The following is a 14045-nucleotide window of genomic DNA, read 5'->3' on the forward strand; positions in this document are numbered from 1 at the left end:
CGTGCGTTATTTCGAGGATTTCCGGGTCGGCGACGTGCACGAATTGGGCAGTCATCGGATTTCCGCGGTGGAGATCCGGTCATTCGCCCGGCAGTACGACCCGCAACCGGTGCACCTCGGCCGGTCGGCCGAACCGATGATCGCCAGCGGGTGGCACGTGGCGGCCGTGTTCATGCGGCTCTACGTCGATTCGGTGATCAGCGGTTCGGCCGCCGAGGTGTCGCCGGGGATCGACGAACTGCGCTGGTTGCGCCCGGTGCGGCCGGGTGACCTGCTGGTCGGCCGGTCGACCGTGCTGGGCGCGACCCCGTCGCTGTCCCGGGCGGACTGCGGGATCGTGCGCCAGCGCGGCGAGCTGGCCGACGATTCCGGGCGGCCGGTGCTGCGGTTCGTGTTCTACGGATTGATGCGAAAGCGCGAATACGACCCCGCCGCCGCCGGGGTGATCCACCCCGATACGCTCGGGGCATGAGCGGACCGACTCCGGCGCAAATCCTGGAAGCGGCGGGCGTGCCCTTTTCGTCTTTCCCGCACGCGCCCATCCGGACGTACGAGGACATCGAGCGCGAGTTGGCCCTGCCCGCCGAGCGGCTGCTCAAGACGCTGGCGTTCCGCGCCGAGGACCGGTTCGTCCTGGTGTCGATGCCGATGCTGCTGCCCGCCGGCTACGGCAAGATCGCCAAGGCCGCGGGCGTCTCGCGCTCGAAGCTGCGCCGCGCTGGGGAGGACGACCTGGCCGTGCTCGGCATGGCCCCCGGCGGCATCAGCCCGTTGACCGAGGTGGCCGACCGCACGGTGGTGTTCCACCCGTCGGTGCCGGAGATGGGCAAGGTCTACTGCGGCAGCGGCCGCGACGACGTGACCATCGAGGTCGACGCGGCCGCCCTGGTCGAGCTGGTCAAGCCGGTCATCACCGACGTGGCGAACTGACGCACGGCCTTCACACCCGCACGAGTTCCGGCTCGCGCTCCCGGTGCAGCAGCGTGACCAGCGGCCCGGTCATCATCGTGGTGAGCACGGCCATCAGCACCAGTTGCGAGTACAGGTCGCGGTCGAGCAGGCCGAGTTGCAGGCCGATGCTCAGGATGACCAGCTCGGTCAGGCCACGGGTGTTGAGCAGGGTGCCCAGCGTCGCCGACTCCCGCCAGCCCAGCCGGCAGAGCCGGGCGGCGAGCACCGCGCCGGCGAACTTGCCACCGACCGCGACCAGCAGGATCAGCCCGAAGTCGGCGAAGCCGGACCAGGTGATCCGGGACAGGTCGACGTTGAGCCCGGCGACCACGAAGTAGACCGGCAGCAGCAGCACCTTGCCGACCTGCTCGATGCGCAGCGTCACGCCCGCCCGCAGGTCCGTCCCGTGCGGCATGACCAACCCGAACAGGAACGCGCCGAAGATGAAGTGCAGCCCCATCCACTCGGTCAGCGCGCTCCAGCCCAGCAACCCGATCAGCACCACGGCGAACATGTCCCGCCGGGAGTCCGCGATCCGCGCCAGCAGCGGCCGCACCACCAGGAAGCCCACCAGGGCCAGCGGCAGCACCAGCAGCAGCCGCCACTGGTCGGACGTGCCCACGCCGAGCGTCGCGATGGCCACCGCCAGCATCGACCACGCCAGCAGGTCGCCCAGCGCGGCACTGCCCAGCGCGAGCACGCCGACCTTCGACCCGCTCAGGTTCCAGTCGCCGATCATCCGCGCCAGCACCGGGAACGCGGTCACCGCCATCGCCGTGCCCAGGTAGAGCACGAACGCCACGCGGTCGTCGTCGGGCCGCAGCGCGGTCGCCAGCAGCACGCCCAGCACGAACGGCGTCAGCATGGACCCCAGCGACAGCACGGTGATCGCGCCGAGCCGCTCGCGCAGCAGGTCCCGGTTGAACTCCAGGCCGACCAGGAACATGAAGAACACCAGCCCGACGTTGGCCAGCGAGCTGAGCATCGGCCGGATGTCGGCCGGGAACACCAGGTCCGCGACCGCCCCGCCGAACAGGGTCGGTCCGACCAGCACGCCCGCCAGGATCTCGCCGACCACGGCGGGCTGCGCGAGCCGGGTGGCCAGCCGGCCCATCACGTTGGCCAGGGCGACGATCGCGGCCAGCGCCACCAGCAGCGCGACCACCTGCTGGGAGCTCACACCGGCACCGGTTCACGCCTGCTGCGCGCGGGTCGCAGCCCGATCGCCAGGCCCACCAGCACCAGGCACGCGCCGACCAGGTCGGCGGTCCGGGGCTGGCCGGTGCCCAGCACAACCGTGGAGACCACCGCGCCGACCGGCAGGAAACCGGAGAACAGCCCGGCCTTGTCCGCGCCGAGCCGGGGCAGCGAGGAGTACCAGCACAGGAACGCGAACACCGTGACCACCACGGCCAGGTAGCCCAGGGCGAGCGCCTCGGCCGCGGTCGGCACCCGCACCAGGTCCGGCCCGTCGACGACCAGCCCGACCACGACCAGTTGCGGCACCGCCAGCGCCGCCGAGTACGCCGACACCCGGATCGCGCCGAGTCGGCCCAGCACCGGAAGCGCCAGCAGCGAGAACCCCGCCTCGCAGGCCAGCGCGCCGAACGCGAGCAGCAGCCCCAGCGCCGACCCGCCGCCGAACCCGCTGGTCACCGCGACCCCGACGACCACGACCACGGAGGCCAGCAGGACCCGGGGCGCGGGCTTGCGCCGCTCCATCACCGGGCCGAGCAGCGCCAGCACGATCGGCACCGCGGCCACCACCGTGCCCACGGTCGCCGGGTCGGCGGACCGGGTGCTCTCCACGATCAGCACGTTGAACGCCGTCAGCCCGGTCAGCGCGAGCGCCGCGAGGTAGAGGACCTCGCGCCGGGTGAGCCGGATCAGGCCCTTCCCGGACACCTGCGCCACCACGAGCAGCAGCAGCGCGCCGAACAGGTAGCGCACGGCCTGCCCGCCGTAGACGGGGTAGTCGTGCAGCGCGGGCGAGACGCCGGTCAGCGTGCCCACCAGGAACATCGCCGTCGCAGCGCCCAGCGCACCGCGTTGCACGTTGGTCAGGTTGAGCAAGGTTCACGGCCTCCGTGCGGTTTCGGACAGTTCACCCACGTTGATCAGCCCGGTCTCGTAGGCGTAGGCGACCGCGCTCGCGCGGTTGGGCAGCCGGAGTTTGCGCAGCAGGTTCTGCACGTGGAACTTGACGGTGCTCTCGGTCAGCGACAGGTGCCGCGCCATCTCGGAGTTCGTCCGGCCGCCGACCAGCAGCCGCAGCACGTCGGTCTCCCGGCGGGTGATGCGCTCCAGCGGCGGTTCGCCCCGTTCCGCGGCGCGCGGCGCGGGCCCGGCGTAGAAGGCGTAGCCCGCGGCCAGCATCCGGATGGCGCTGAGGAACTCGTCCGGGCCGGACGTCAGCGGCAGCACGCCCACCCGGGGCGTGTCCGGCAGGACCGCGTTGTCGTCCACCACGAGCACGCTCGCCGAGGGTCGTCGGTCGAGGAACCTGCGCGCGGCCAGCGGTGCCCTCGGCACGTCGGCCAGACACCCGATCACCACGACGTCGGGCAGCTCCCGGGTGTGCCGGGCGAGGCTTTCGAAGGTGTCGACCTGGTGCGTGACCTCGATCCCGGGAGCCTCGTCCAGGATTTTTCGCATCCCGATCCGGAAAAGCGTTCTCCGCTCCGCCAGGATGATCCGGATGAGATTGCCGATGAGTGCGTTCTTCACAGGACCGGCCCCCAAGCCTGGTGTGCGTGCGACGCAGCCGCCGGTGGCTCGGGCGGTCGTGGCGAAAGAATGCGCTCGACCGCCGTCACGAACGGCTTCGGCCCCCGGCCGCGCCCAGCCCCAGTGCTGCGCGGTCGTCCGGCGCACGATGTTCGATGTTTCGGTTGCCGTTCAGCGAGAACAGTTCTCCCGCGCCGTACCGGCCGGCGGTGACCCGCGGCCCGGCGTCGTCGGACGCGTCCGGCCTGCGACGGGTAATGCGGCGGGCTTACTTCCGTCGGCCATGCCTCCCCCAGTTCCCCCGTGATTGTCCACCGTGGACCGAATCCCCCATGCCCGATCAATAGTTCACGTTTCGCACGATCAACACAACCTACCCGGGGAGATTGCGCCGAACGGTCGACGTGAATGCGCCGCCGGACTGCGCCGCAATCTGTTTTCGGGCAGTCCGGCGAACCGGTCGGCGGAACCGACCGCCGCCGTCGTGGGGTACGCCCGACCTCGGTCGTCGCCGCGCCGGTCGCGGTGGTGCGGCCGGTCGCGACGGCGGGCCGCGCGGTGCCGGAGAGGCGGAGGTCCCACGTTTCGCGGTGGTGCCGACGGGTGCTCGGCTTCGACCGTACGCGTGGTTCGGACTGGTGTGGCCGATCCGCAGATCTGCGGTTACGTCGAGGTGGGATGGAATAGCCCGAAGGTGAGCCGGGATCGGCCGTCGGAGTGACGCCGGCGACGCACCGCGACAACGATCCGGGGCGACGGAGGGGAATCACCACAATGGGCCGGAAATAGGCGGGTGATTCACCGTCCCGACGCCTCGCCGGACGGCCCGGGGCGACTTCGGAATACCGCCGGGGGTCACCCGCCGAACGCGCGCAGCAGCGGGTTGTTCCGTGAACGGCGAAGTACGACCAGTGACGTGGTCACGGTCGGCCGGGACAGCCGGCGGTAGGCGATGTTCGGCGCGGCCGGCAGTTCCGAGACCCGGTAGAGGACCGTCCACGACGGCGCGGCGCGGCCCAGGTCGGCCAATGTCCGCTGCAACGTGGTGAATTCGGGACCGAGCGGCTGGTCGGCGGGCAGCGCCGCGGTGACCAGCCGGTGGAACGGCGGGTTGCGGTCCGGCGGGGCCAGCCGCAGCGGCAGCGCGGCGAAGTGCTCCGGGTCGGGCTCGGGCTCGGCGGCCAGCGGGTGGTCGGCGGGCAGCGCCGCGTACAGCGGGTCCGTCCACACCGGGATGGTCGCCAGGTCGCGGGTCGGCGTGGCGGCCCGCACCAGCGCCGCGTCCAGCCGCCCGGAGCCGACGGCGGCCAGCCGCTCGGCGGGCGGGACCTGGGTGAGCCGCACCTCGACGCCGGGCGCGGCCAGCGCGGCCAGCACGTCGTGGACGCGCGGGTCGTTGAGCGTGCCCAGGCGCAGCACACCGGTCGTCCCGGCGGCGATCTCGGCGGCCACCCGGCGGGTCCGCTCGGCGGCGGCCAGCACCGCGTGCGCCTCGGGGAGCAGGCGCTCGCCGGCGGCGGTGAGCCGGGTGGTCCGGGTGGTCCGGGTGAACAGCGGCACGCCCAGCCCGCGTTCCAGCCGGCGGACCTGCTGGCTGACCGCGCTCTGCACGATGCCCAGCCGGGCGGCGGCCTTCGCGAAACCCCGCTCCTCGGCGACCGTGACGAAGTAGCGCAACTGCCGAAGTTCCACCGGTACCCCGATTCATCACTTCCGGTGATCGCCGCCATCTGCAACTGCCGGTGGTCACCGGCTTGTTCCCGGGATTGACTCGGGTCACGTCGTCGAAGGGGGAGCGCGGTGTTCCGCAACGAGAGTGCCGAGGTGGTCCGGCTGGCCGGGGGCAGCAGGTTCGAACTGCTCGCCGACGGGCCGGACACCGGGGGTGTGGTGGGCGCGAACCGGCTGGTGCTCGACGTCGGCGCGGACGGCGCGAAACCCCACTTCCACGCCCGGTCGTCGGAGGTGTTCTACGTCCTGGGCGGCGTGCTGGAAGTCCTCGTGGGCGACCGGCGCACGACGGTGGCCGAGGGCGGTCTGCTCGTCGTGCCGCCGACCACGCCGCACGCGTTCGGCGCGGCGGCGGGGAGCCCGGCCGACGTGCTGGTGGTGATGACGCCGGGCGTGCGGCGGTTCGGCTACTTCCGGCACCTGGGCCGGATCGCCGCCGGCACCGACACGTTCGAGAACCTGGTGCCCAGGCAGGAGGAGTACGACGTGCACTTCGTGGACCTGCCGGACTGGCGCTCGATCTGAGGGCCGGTGCTCGACCGCCGGCGGTCAGCGCCGGAACGTCTCGCGGATCGCGTCGTCCAGCACGCCCGGCCGGCCGACGCCGATGAACAGCTCGCGCAGCAGCAACCGGTCCACGTGCGCGGGGTCCAGGCCGGACTCCTTGCCCGAGAACCGGTGCGCGACGCCGGTCAGCCGCAGCAGACCCTTGAGTACCGCCGGGTGCAGCCGCCGCACCCGGCGCGGGCGGCCCGCGGCGTCGGCGATGCGGGAGAACATCCCGTGCCACGTCATGTTCTCGTCGGCGACCGGGAGGTCCGCGCCGGACGCCTCCTCCAACGCCGTCACGGCCACCTCCGCCACCCGCTCGGCCGAGGTCGCGGCGCTCCCGCCGGGCGGCGCGACCAGCGGCCACCCGGACCGGGCCCACCGGTCCAGCGGGCCCGCCCAGTTCGGCAGCCGGTCCCCGGCGCGGCCGAACACGAACGGCAGTTCCAGCACGGCCACCGGGAACCCGGCGGCCTCCCGGGCGGCGCGGGCCTGCTCGACCCGGCTGCGCAGGTACGGGTGCAGCTCGGTGAGCCGCCAGTCCGGGTGCTCGCGGTGGAAGTGCGCGTAGTACGAGCCGAGCACGACGCCCCGGCTCAGCCCCTCCTCGCGGGCGGCGGTGAACAGCTCCCGCACCGGCGCCACGTTGCCCCGGTGGAACGCCGGGTAGGCGGGCCGGCGCGGGATGCTCCGGTCGTCCACGCCCGCCGCGAACACCACACCGTCGTGCCCGGCCACCAGCGGACGCAGGTCCGCGGCGTCGGCCGAGGTCACGTCCAGCACGTGGTCGAGCCCCGCGCGACGGGTGCGGGCGGCGGTGGTCGCCTCGTGCCCACGCGCGCGGAGCCGCTCCACGACGTGCTGACCGACCAAGCCACTCGCACCCACCACGAGGATCCGCATGTCGGTGATCATCCACTGTTCAGGGCCCTTGGCAATCCCCTCGGCCCACCACCCGTGGCGGCACCCCCGCACCGGTTCAGGCCCCGGCGAGCCGGCGCGGGCCGTCGTCCGGCCCCTGCGCGGGGTCGCCGGGCCTCGTGCTTGGCTGTGCCGCGTGGCGCGTTTTCAGGAGACGGGGCAGCGGCACTTCGTCGCTCAGATCGAGCAGGCGGGTGTGGAAGCCGGGGCCGAGGTGCGCTGGCACAGCGACCACTGGCTGGCCGAGCTGGTCACCGACGAGCGGCGGGCGTTGATCATCGGGCAGGTGTTCCCGCTGAACAACGCGGCGGCGGCGCAGATCGCGACGGACAAGGTGGCGACCTGCGCGCTGCTCGCCGCCGCGGGCCTGCCGGCCGTGCCGCACCACCTGCTGCGGTTCCGGAACCTGCCCGACCCGGTCGCGCTGACCCGCGAGCTGGTCGGGCTGCCCGCCGTCCTCAAACCGCACCGGGAGAGCAGCGGCGTGGACGTGCTGCGGGCCGTGGACGAGGCGCAGGCCCGCACGGCGCTGGCCCACCTGGCGAGCCGGTACCGGGCGATCGCGGTCTCGCCGTTCCTGCCGATCGAGGACGAGTTCCGGCTGGTCGTGCTCGACGGCGAGGTGCTGCTGGTCTACCGCAAGGTGACCGCGCCGGGGGAGTGGCGGCACAACCTGCACTTCGGCGCGCGGCCCGAACTCGACGTCGACCCGGCGGCGCTGCCCGCGCTGACCTCGTTGGCCCTGGCCGCCATGCGGGCGCTGGACCTGCGGTTCGCGAGCGTGGACGTGGCGGTGGTCGCCGGCCGGCCGAGCGTGCTGGAGGTCAACAGCGGCGTGATCCTGGAGCACTTCAGCCACGCCGGCGACCGCCACCGGGCGCTCGCGGCCGACGTCTACCGCGCCGCCGTGCGGGCCTGCCTGGCGTAGTCGCGTCCCGTCGACAGGGCGGCGGACACCGACCGGTCGGCGGACGCTGTCCGGCTGGCGGACACCGACCGGTCAGCAGACGCTGTCGGTCGGCTTCGGGTTGACGAGGCCGAACAGCGGGCGCAGCCGCAGGCCCAGCCACGTGCCGCAGTGGCCCGCGTAGACCGTGTCACCCTTGTGCCACACGTACTGCATGTGGTGCGGCTCGTTCTCCACCAGCGGCCCGACGGTGGCCGTGTTGACCACCTTGCCGTAGCTCGGCGACCCCTCGGTGGCGTCGATGACGGCCAGGAAGTCGGGGCCGGGCAAGGCGTTCACGATCTTGCCCAGCCCGTCCGACGCCGCCGCCGCGCCGCGGACGAGGTGGTTCTTCACCCAGTACTGCTTGCCGTCCGACGCGGTCTTCGAGTCGGTGGTCGTCTGGACGTCCGCGTACGCGGCGGTGCTCTCCCCGGTGTAGGTCACCGCACCGGCGGCGAGAACCGCCGCCAGGGCGCTGATCAGCATTTTTCGCCTTCGCGGCGAGCTGGACAACATGCAGACCCCTCGTTGACTGGAATAGGTCCGGTGCCCCGGAATGGATTCGTGAATGGGTGCGGCGAATGGTCGAAATGGTCTCGACGGCCCTGGGGTGTCAAACCGCGACCAGTGGGTGAGACGCCGACAGGCGGCGGGCAGATTCCCCCGAACGGTGCATTGCGTTGCTGCGCGATTGCGGCGGAAATCCGAACGGACAGTTAACTCCACAGTTCAGCAAGGGTGTACTTCGCTTACGCAGGGTCATCGGACGTCCGTGGTGCCGAACGTTCCCGAATGAACCCGCACGATCCGGGCCGGCCGTCCGGCGAACCCGTCGGGCACATTCGAATCTTTTCGCCCGGTCGACCAGTTGTCCGGGTGTACCGACCGACCTCGGAAAGGAAGCGGAGTGTCCGTCCACGAGTTCGCGAAGAGCCTGCGAACGCTGCACGTCGAATGCGGCAAACCCAGCTACCACCGGATCCGGGGGCTCGCCCCGGAGCACGCCCTGCCGCCCGCGACCGTCAGCGAGGTGCTCAACGGCAAGCGGCTGCCCAAGGCCGAGTTCATGCAGGCGTTCGTCCGCGCCCTGCTGCGCCACCGCGACGGCGGCGACACCCGCCGGCACGACGAGGAAGTGGCGCGGTGGCGGCGCAAGTGGCAGCACGCCGTGCTGAGCCCGCGCTCCACCCGTTCCCTGCTCGACCGCGGCCTGTCCGCGCGAGACGAGTCCGGCGGGCGGTGGGGCGACGCCGAAGGCGGGTGCTACGCGCTGTACGGCCCGGACGGCGAAGCCGTGTACATCGGACAGACCGATGCCAATCTGGGCACGGCCGTCCGAGCCCGCCTGGCCCTGCTGCTCGACCCGGTCGCCGAGGTCGAGCTGTGGCCAGCGCCGCGCGGTCGGTCACTGGACGTGCTCGAACGCGCCGTCTACCGGAAGGCCCTCGGAGAACGCGCGGACCTCCCCCCGTCCCACCGGTTCCCGCTCACCGGCGAGGACGGGGACGTGCGCATCGCCCGCCGTGCCGCCGAACTGGCCCGGCTCGCCGCGTCCGTGGTGGACGGCGACACCGGCGAGGCGACGCGACGGGCCCTGGCCGTGGAGGCGACCCGGTTGGCGCGCTTGGCCGTTGCCCGCTTCGCGCGGTCGACCGGGCGTTCGGCGGCGGAGGTGTCCGCAGACCTCACGGAGTGACGGTCTGCCTACTGTCCCGGAAGGAATGACCGAGGACGGCCTTCGGCGGAATGGCCATTGGCGGAACAACGGCGAGTGCGGTCGCGGCGCGCGCGGTGTCTTGCGAGGATGAGGGCCACTAGCCCAAGGAGGATCCGGTGGCCTCACGACTCAACCCGTACATCAGCTTCGCGGGCAACGCGCGCGAGGCGATGGAGTTCTACAAGAGCGTCTTCGGGGGCACCCTGAACCTGAGCACCTTCGGCGAGTTCGGCCCGCCCGACGCGCCCGAGGGCGACAAGATCATGCACGGCCAGCTGGACACGCCGAGCGGCTACACGCTGATGGGCGCCGACACGCCGCCCGGGATGTCGCACAACCCGGGCGACAACATCACCGTCAGCCTCAGCGGCGACGACGGTGACGAACTGCGCGGCTACTGGGAGCAGTTGGCCGACGGCGGGCAGGTCACCGTGCCGCTGGAGAAGCAGATGTGGGGCGACGAGTTCGGCGCGTGCGTAGACCGTTTCGGAATCGCGTGGATGGTCAACATCCAGGGCGAGCAGGCATAGCTTCCTCCCTTCATCCCTCCCTTCACCCCAGCCTTCACCCCCAGACGCTTCCTCCCGAACTCGCTCGGCAAACCGGGCCTGGCTACCTCACTGTCTGCTGTGGACATACCGGGTCTCTTCGTCGCGCCGGATGCCGACCGGCGAGACCTGGCGTGGACCGGGGTGCCGTCGCTGGACCTGACCCCTCGCCGGCACCGCCTGCCGGGATCGCCTGCCGGGACCGCCGGGACCGCCGGGACCGCCGGCACCGCCGGCACCGCCTGCCGGGACCGCTGGGATCGCCTGCCGGGGCCGCTCGCCGGCGCGGGCCGGCGAGTGCTCCCGTCGCGCGATTGCGCCGTCGACCTGCGGGCGCGCACGTCCCGCAGGTCGCCACTCTCCACGGTCCTGGCCGCACCCAGACCGCCCCTCCTGCCCGGTTCCGCCCGCTTGGCTGACCAGGCCCGCCCACCTGGCCCCGTGAGCCCGCACAGCCCGCACAGTGGGTCAGGTGGCACGTCGCTCGGCTGGTCGGTCGGATGGGCAGCGAGTCGGCTGGCTGGTCGGTCGGATGGGTAGGGGTCGGTTCGGTGGGGTCGGGGGTCGGGGGCCGCCGGGTGGCCGCGCCTTGTTTTCTCCGGCAACGAACGGTGGGGTGGAATCGTGCCTGGTCGGCGGGGTATTCAGCTCTTCTGATGAATCGTCGCGAGCATGACAACCGGATGGTGGTCCGGCGGCATTAAGGGGCCGGGTTCGGGTGATTTGCGTTGTCGCGTGCAACCCGGTGCGGGTGCGCGGCGTCTTGTCGGTAGGTTTGGCCGAACCGGCGTGTTGGCTTGGGTAGGGGGAAACCGGTGTCTGTAGCGGGGTTGGGGCGTGTTTTCGGCGCGGCCTTGGTGCTGTTGGTCGTCCAAGGGTGCTCTTCCGGCGGTGAGGAGGCCGCCAATCCCGGAATGGCGCCTCGGGGCACCACCATGACCACCGCGAAACCTTCGCGCCAGGACCTCAGCAACAAGGTCGCCCTCACCGGCAAGGTGACGATGAACCCGGTCTTCGGGCTGGTCGCGCCGGTCGGCGGGCAGGTCCGCTACTGGGAGGTCGCCGAGGCCAAGAGCACCCCGACCAAGCCGACCCGGGTGGCCACGGTCTGGGTGGACGGCACGCCCAACCACGTCGACGTGCCCGCCGGCTCGACGTTCGGCGGGCGGCTGGTCGACGACCGCTCCACGGTCACCGTCGGGATGCCGGTCGCCTCCGCCAAGTACGCCGGCTACGGCATCGTCGCCGACATCAGCGGCGAGCAGGCGTACCAGATCGCCGACTCCGCGACCGGCACCGTGCGCGCCCAGATCAAGAACGGCCCGGGGCCGTTCGACTGCTCGCTGCTCGGCACGATCGCCGCGCTGCCCGCCGGCACCGTGCCCGCCGCGCCGCCCCAGCAGGAGCAGCCGGCCAAGGACGACAAGCAGACGCCCGGCCGGGCCACGCCCCCGCAGCAGCCCGACCAGCCGAAGGACACCTCCGGCCCGACCGGGCTCCGGCTGGTGTGCACCGCACCCGACGACGTGAAGCTCATCAACGGCGCGACCGCGACCCTCGAAGTCGTCACGGCCAGCGCGCAGAACGCGCTCGTCGTCCCGGTCGAGGCCGTCGCCGGCGGGCAGGGCAAGGGCAAGGTCGACGTGCTCGCGGCGGACGGCTCGCGGCAGACCAAGGACGTCGTGCTCGGCCTGACCGACGGCAAGGTGGTGGAGGTCAAGGACGGGCTGACCGGCGAGGAGACGCTGGCCGTGCCCGGTCCCGACCTGCCGCGCGGTCCGGAGAACGCCGGGCAGCCCGAGGTCGGTTCCAGGTGACGCCGCTGATCCGGCTCACCGGCGTGCGCAAGACGTTGAAGGGCCAGGAAGAACCGCGCACCATCCTGGACGGCGTGCACCTCACCGTCCACAGTGGAGACTCGATCGCGATCCTGGGCCGCTCCGGCTCGGGCAAGAGCACGCTGCTCAGCGTCATCGGGCTGTTCGACCGGCCCGACTCCGGCGAGTACCTGTTGGGGGAGCGGGACATCACCCGCGTCCCGGAGCGCAAGGCCGCCGCGCTGCGCAGCGCCGAGTTCGGCTTCGTGTTCCAGCGCTTCTTCTTGCTCAAGCACCTCAGCGCCGCGCAGAACGTGGCGATGGCGCTGGTCAACGGCCAGGGCTGGCTGCCGCGCCGCAAGCGCCGGGCGCAGGTGCTGGCGGCGCTGGACCGGGTCGGCATCGCCCACTTGGCCAAGCACAAGCCGCCCCGGCTCTCCGGTGGCGAGCAGCAGCGGGTGGCGATCGCGCGGGCGCTGGTGCGCGAGCCGCGGATCCTGCTGGCCGACGAGCCGACCGGCGCGCTGGACACCGAGACCGGCAACCTCGTGGTCGAGGTGCTGCGCTCCACCACCGACCAGGGCTGCGGGCTGGTGCTGGTCACCCACGACCGGGACCACGCGGCGAAGATGGGCCGGGTGCTCACCCTGTCCGACGGCCTGCTGCACCCGACCGCCGGGCGGGTGGTCGTGTGATGCGGCTGTCGGGACGGCTGCGGTCGTCGCTGATCATCGGCGGGCAGGGCATCCGGGCCCGCAAGCTGCGCACGTTCCTGTCCATGATCAGCCTGTTCATGGGCGTCCTGGCGGTGGTGGCGGTGCAGGCGGGATCGGAGATCGCGAACCGCGCGATGCTCGCCGACGTCGAGCTGTTCCAGGGCAAGGACGGCACCCGGCAGATGTACGTCGGCGGGGAGAACAACAGCGTCGCGATCGCGCTGGACACCGTCGCCGGCCGGTCCGACGCGGTCGCCGTGACCACCGTGCAGGCGATCATCGGCGAACCGGGCGTCAAGCCGATCAACGAGGGCGGCGGCCCGATCGACCAGCCGGGGCGCGGCGGGCCGAACATGACGTGCGACGAGACCGGCTGCCACGAGCTGCCGGACCCGAACCGGGGCGCGCCGCCGGGCCAGGCGATCGAGTTGCAGCTGACCGGGCTGTCCGGCGACATCCGGGTGTTCCGGCCGTTCCGCCAGGTCTCGGGGCAGTGGCTGGACTTCGCGGGCGACCCGTCGCTCGCGCCGCGCCTGGTGCTGAACAAGAAGGCGGCCGAGGCGTTCGACCGCTTCCAGGTGCCGGCCGAGATGCGGGTGACCGGGGCGGTGGCCAACGCCACCCCGCGCTTCATCGGGGTGGTGGACGACGGCGGCTACGGGCCGGCTGCCTACGTGCGCTCCGACGAGCTGGGCAACTGGTTGGCGGCGGCCGACATGAGCGACGGGCAGCGCGGCCCCGGCCTCCAGGTCATGCTGTCCCCGCAGGCGTCCGACGTGGAGCACACGCTGCGCGCGCGGCTGGTCGCGGACGGCATGAAGCCCGAGCAGATCAACGTGAACACGATCAACACGCTGGAGCGGATGTCCGACCAGCTCACCCTGATGCGGTGGATCTTCCTGGGGATGGCGGCGCTGGTGCTGCTGATCGGCATCGCGGGCATCCTCAACGTCGGCCTGGCCACGGTGGGCGAGCGGATCGAGGAGTTCGCGCTGCGCCGCGCGGTGGGCACACCCCGGTTGCTGCTGGCGGGCATCGTGCTCGCCGAGACCCTGCTGACCGGTCTGCTCACGGCCGCGGCGGCGATCGGCGTGGGCGTGGTGGGGTTGCAGGTGGCGGGCGGCATGTTCGGCTCGCGGTACCCGTCGCTCCAGGGGGTCGCGTTCCCCTGGCAGGCCGGGGTGGCGGGCATCCTGGCGGGCCTGATCGCCGGGGTGCTGGGTGGTCTGGTGCCGGCGATCCGGGCGGCCCGGATCCCGATCGCGACCGTGATGCGCGCCTGACCGACTCCCGCGCCTGACCGACGCCTGCGCGGGAGCGCCGGCAGGGCGGGAGCGCCGGGCCGGAAGGCGAAGCGCCGCAACGAGAAGTGCGCAACGAGAAGTGCGCGATGCGAAGTGCCGGGACGGAGCCCGCGGT

At 72.3% G+C, this 14045-nt stretch carries 14 protein-coding genes and 1 pseudogene; 9 read left to right on the forward strand and 6 right to left on the reverse strand.

Annotated elements, in window-relative coordinates; genetic code table 11:
• Position 1 precedes the first annotated feature (1 nt).
• Both BN6_RS11695 and BN6_RS11700 read left to right on the forward strand, forming a co-directional pair.
• Positions 2 to 472 (forward strand): hotdog family protein, encoded by a 471-nt coding sequence (locus BN6_RS11695; RefSeq protein ID WP_015099833.1) that lies wholly within the window; start codon positions 2 to 4, stop codon positions 470 to 472.
• A complete protein-coding gene (locus BN6_RS11700) occupies positions 469 to 930 on the forward strand; it encodes an aminoacyl-tRNA deacylase (protein WP_015099834.1) in 462 nt (153 codons plus the stop codon). Before BN6_RS11695 ends, BN6_RS11700 begins: the two co-directional genes overlap by 4 nt.
• A gap of 10 nt (positions 931 to 940) precedes the next feature.
• On the opposite strand, the gene BN6_RS11705 is transcribed toward BN6_RS11700, so the two are convergent.
• The 4 genes from BN6_RS11705 to BN6_RS49545 all read right to left on the reverse strand — a co-directional run bounded on the left by BN6_RS11705 (position 941) and on the right by BN6_RS49545 (position 5370).
• Positions 941 to 2131: a cation:proton antiporter domain-containing protein gene (locus BN6_RS11705; protein ID WP_015099835.1), complete on the reverse strand. Its 1191-nt coding sequence runs from the start codon at positions 2129 to 2131 to the stop codon at positions 941 to 943.
• A complete protein-coding gene (locus tag BN6_RS11710; RefSeq protein WP_015099836.1) occupies positions 2128 to 3024 on the reverse strand; it encodes a DMT family transporter in 897 nt (298 codons plus the stop codon). Before BN6_RS11710 ends, BN6_RS11705 begins: the two co-directional genes overlap by 4 nt.
• A gap of 3 nt (positions 3025 to 3027) precedes the next feature.
• Positions 3028 to 3678 carry a response regulator transcription factor gene (locus BN6_RS41815; RefSeq protein ID WP_015099837.1) on the reverse strand — a complete coding sequence of 217 codons (651 nt, stop codon included), beginning with the start codon at positions 3676 to 3678 and terminating at the stop codon, positions 3028 to 3030.
• Between the two features lie 855 nt (positions 3679 to 4533).
• Positions 4534 to 5370, reverse strand: coding sequence for a LysR family transcriptional regulator (locus BN6_RS49545; protein WP_015099838.1), 837 nt, complete (start codon positions 5368 to 5370; stop codon positions 4534 to 4536).
• A 108-nt stretch (positions 5371 to 5478) separates the two neighbouring features.
• Between BN6_RS49545 and BN6_RS11725 the strand changes: the two genes are divergently transcribed.
• Positions 5479 to 5934: a cupin domain-containing protein gene (locus tag BN6_RS11725; protein WP_015099839.1), complete on the forward strand. Its 456-nt coding sequence runs from the start codon at positions 5479 to 5481 to the stop codon at positions 5932 to 5934.
• A 24-nt stretch (positions 5935 to 5958) separates the two neighbouring features.
• On the opposite strand, the gene BN6_RS11730 is transcribed toward BN6_RS11725, so the two are convergent.
• Entirely contained in the window at positions 5959 to 6861 is a 903-nt protein-coding gene (locus tag BN6_RS11730) for an NAD-dependent epimerase/dehydratase family protein (RefSeq protein ID WP_041316549.1), read from the reverse strand.
• A 154-nt stretch (positions 6862 to 7015) separates the two neighbouring features.
• On the opposite strand from BN6_RS11730, the gene BN6_RS11735 reads away from it, so the two are divergent.
• On the forward strand, positions 7016 to 7807 hold the full coding sequence (locus BN6_RS11735) for an ATP-grasp domain-containing protein (protein WP_041312609.1): 792 nt from the start codon (positions 7016 to 7018) through the stop codon (positions 7805 to 7807).
• Positions 7808 to 7960: 153 nt separating this feature from the next.
• Here BN6_RS11735 and BN6_RS11740 read toward each other — a convergent pair.
• Positions 7961 to 8314, reverse strand: a pseudogene (locus tag BN6_RS11740) (hypothetical protein); the annotation flags it as partial.
• Positions 8315 to 8735: 421 nt separating this feature from the next.
• Here BN6_RS11740 and BN6_RS11745 point away from each other — a divergent pair.
• The 5 genes from BN6_RS11745 (at position 8736) to BN6_RS11765 (ending at position 13909) form a co-directional block, all read left to right on the forward strand.
• Positions 8736 to 9524 carry a GIY-YIG nuclease family protein gene (locus BN6_RS11745; RefSeq protein ID WP_015099843.1) on the forward strand — a complete coding sequence of 263 codons (789 nt, stop codon included), beginning with the start codon at positions 8736 to 8738 and terminating at the stop codon, positions 9522 to 9524.
• A gap of 137 nt (positions 9525 to 9661) precedes the next feature.
• Positions 9662 to 10075, forward strand: coding sequence for a VOC family protein (locus BN6_RS11750; RefSeq protein ID WP_015099844.1), 414 nt, complete (start codon positions 9662 to 9664; stop codon positions 10073 to 10075).
• A 953-nt stretch (positions 10076 to 11028) separates the two neighbouring features.
• Positions 11029 to 11910 carry an efflux RND transporter periplasmic adaptor subunit gene (locus BN6_RS11755; RefSeq protein WP_197540260.1) on the forward strand — a complete coding sequence of 294 codons (882 nt, stop codon included), beginning with the start codon at positions 11029 to 11031 and terminating at the stop codon, positions 11908 to 11910.
• Positions 11907 to 12605, forward strand: a complete 699-nt coding sequence (locus BN6_RS11760) for an ABC transporter ATP-binding protein (RefSeq protein ID WP_015099846.1) — start codon at positions 11907 to 11909, stop codon at positions 12603 to 12605. The genes BN6_RS11755 and BN6_RS11760 overlap by 4 nt, the downstream gene beginning before the upstream one ends.
• A complete protein-coding gene (locus tag BN6_RS11765; RefSeq protein WP_015099847.1) occupies positions 12605 to 13909 on the forward strand; it encodes an ABC transporter permease in 1305 nt (434 codons plus the stop codon). The genes BN6_RS11760 and BN6_RS11765 overlap by 1 nt, the downstream gene beginning before the upstream one ends.
• The last annotated feature ends 136 nt before the right edge of the window (positions 13910 to 14045 follow it).

This window comes from Saccharothrix espanaensis DSM 44229 (genome assembly GCF_000328705.1).
Taxonomy (GTDB): Bacteria; Actinomycetota; Actinomycetes; order Mycobacteriales; family Pseudonocardiaceae; genus Actinosynnema; species Actinosynnema espanaense.

Bases quoted from the DNA above. Each gene is read 5' to 3' on its own strand.
- BN6_RS11765 (WP_015099847.1), top strand. From the start codon at position 12,605: ATGCGGCTGTCGGGACGGCTGCGGTCGTCGCTGATCATCGGCGGGCAG.
- BN6_RS11755 (WP_197540260.1), top strand. From the start codon at position 11,029: ATGACCACCGCGAAACCTTCGCGCCAGGACCTCAGCAACAAGGTCGCC.
- BN6_RS11730 (WP_041316549.1), bottom strand. From the start codon at position 6,861: ATGCGGATCCTCGTGGTGGGTGCGAGTGGCTTGGTCGGTCAGCACGTC.
- BN6_RS11700 (WP_015099834.1), top strand. From the start codon at position 469: ATGAGCGGACCGACTCCGGCGCAAATCCTGGAAGCGGCGGGCGTGCCC.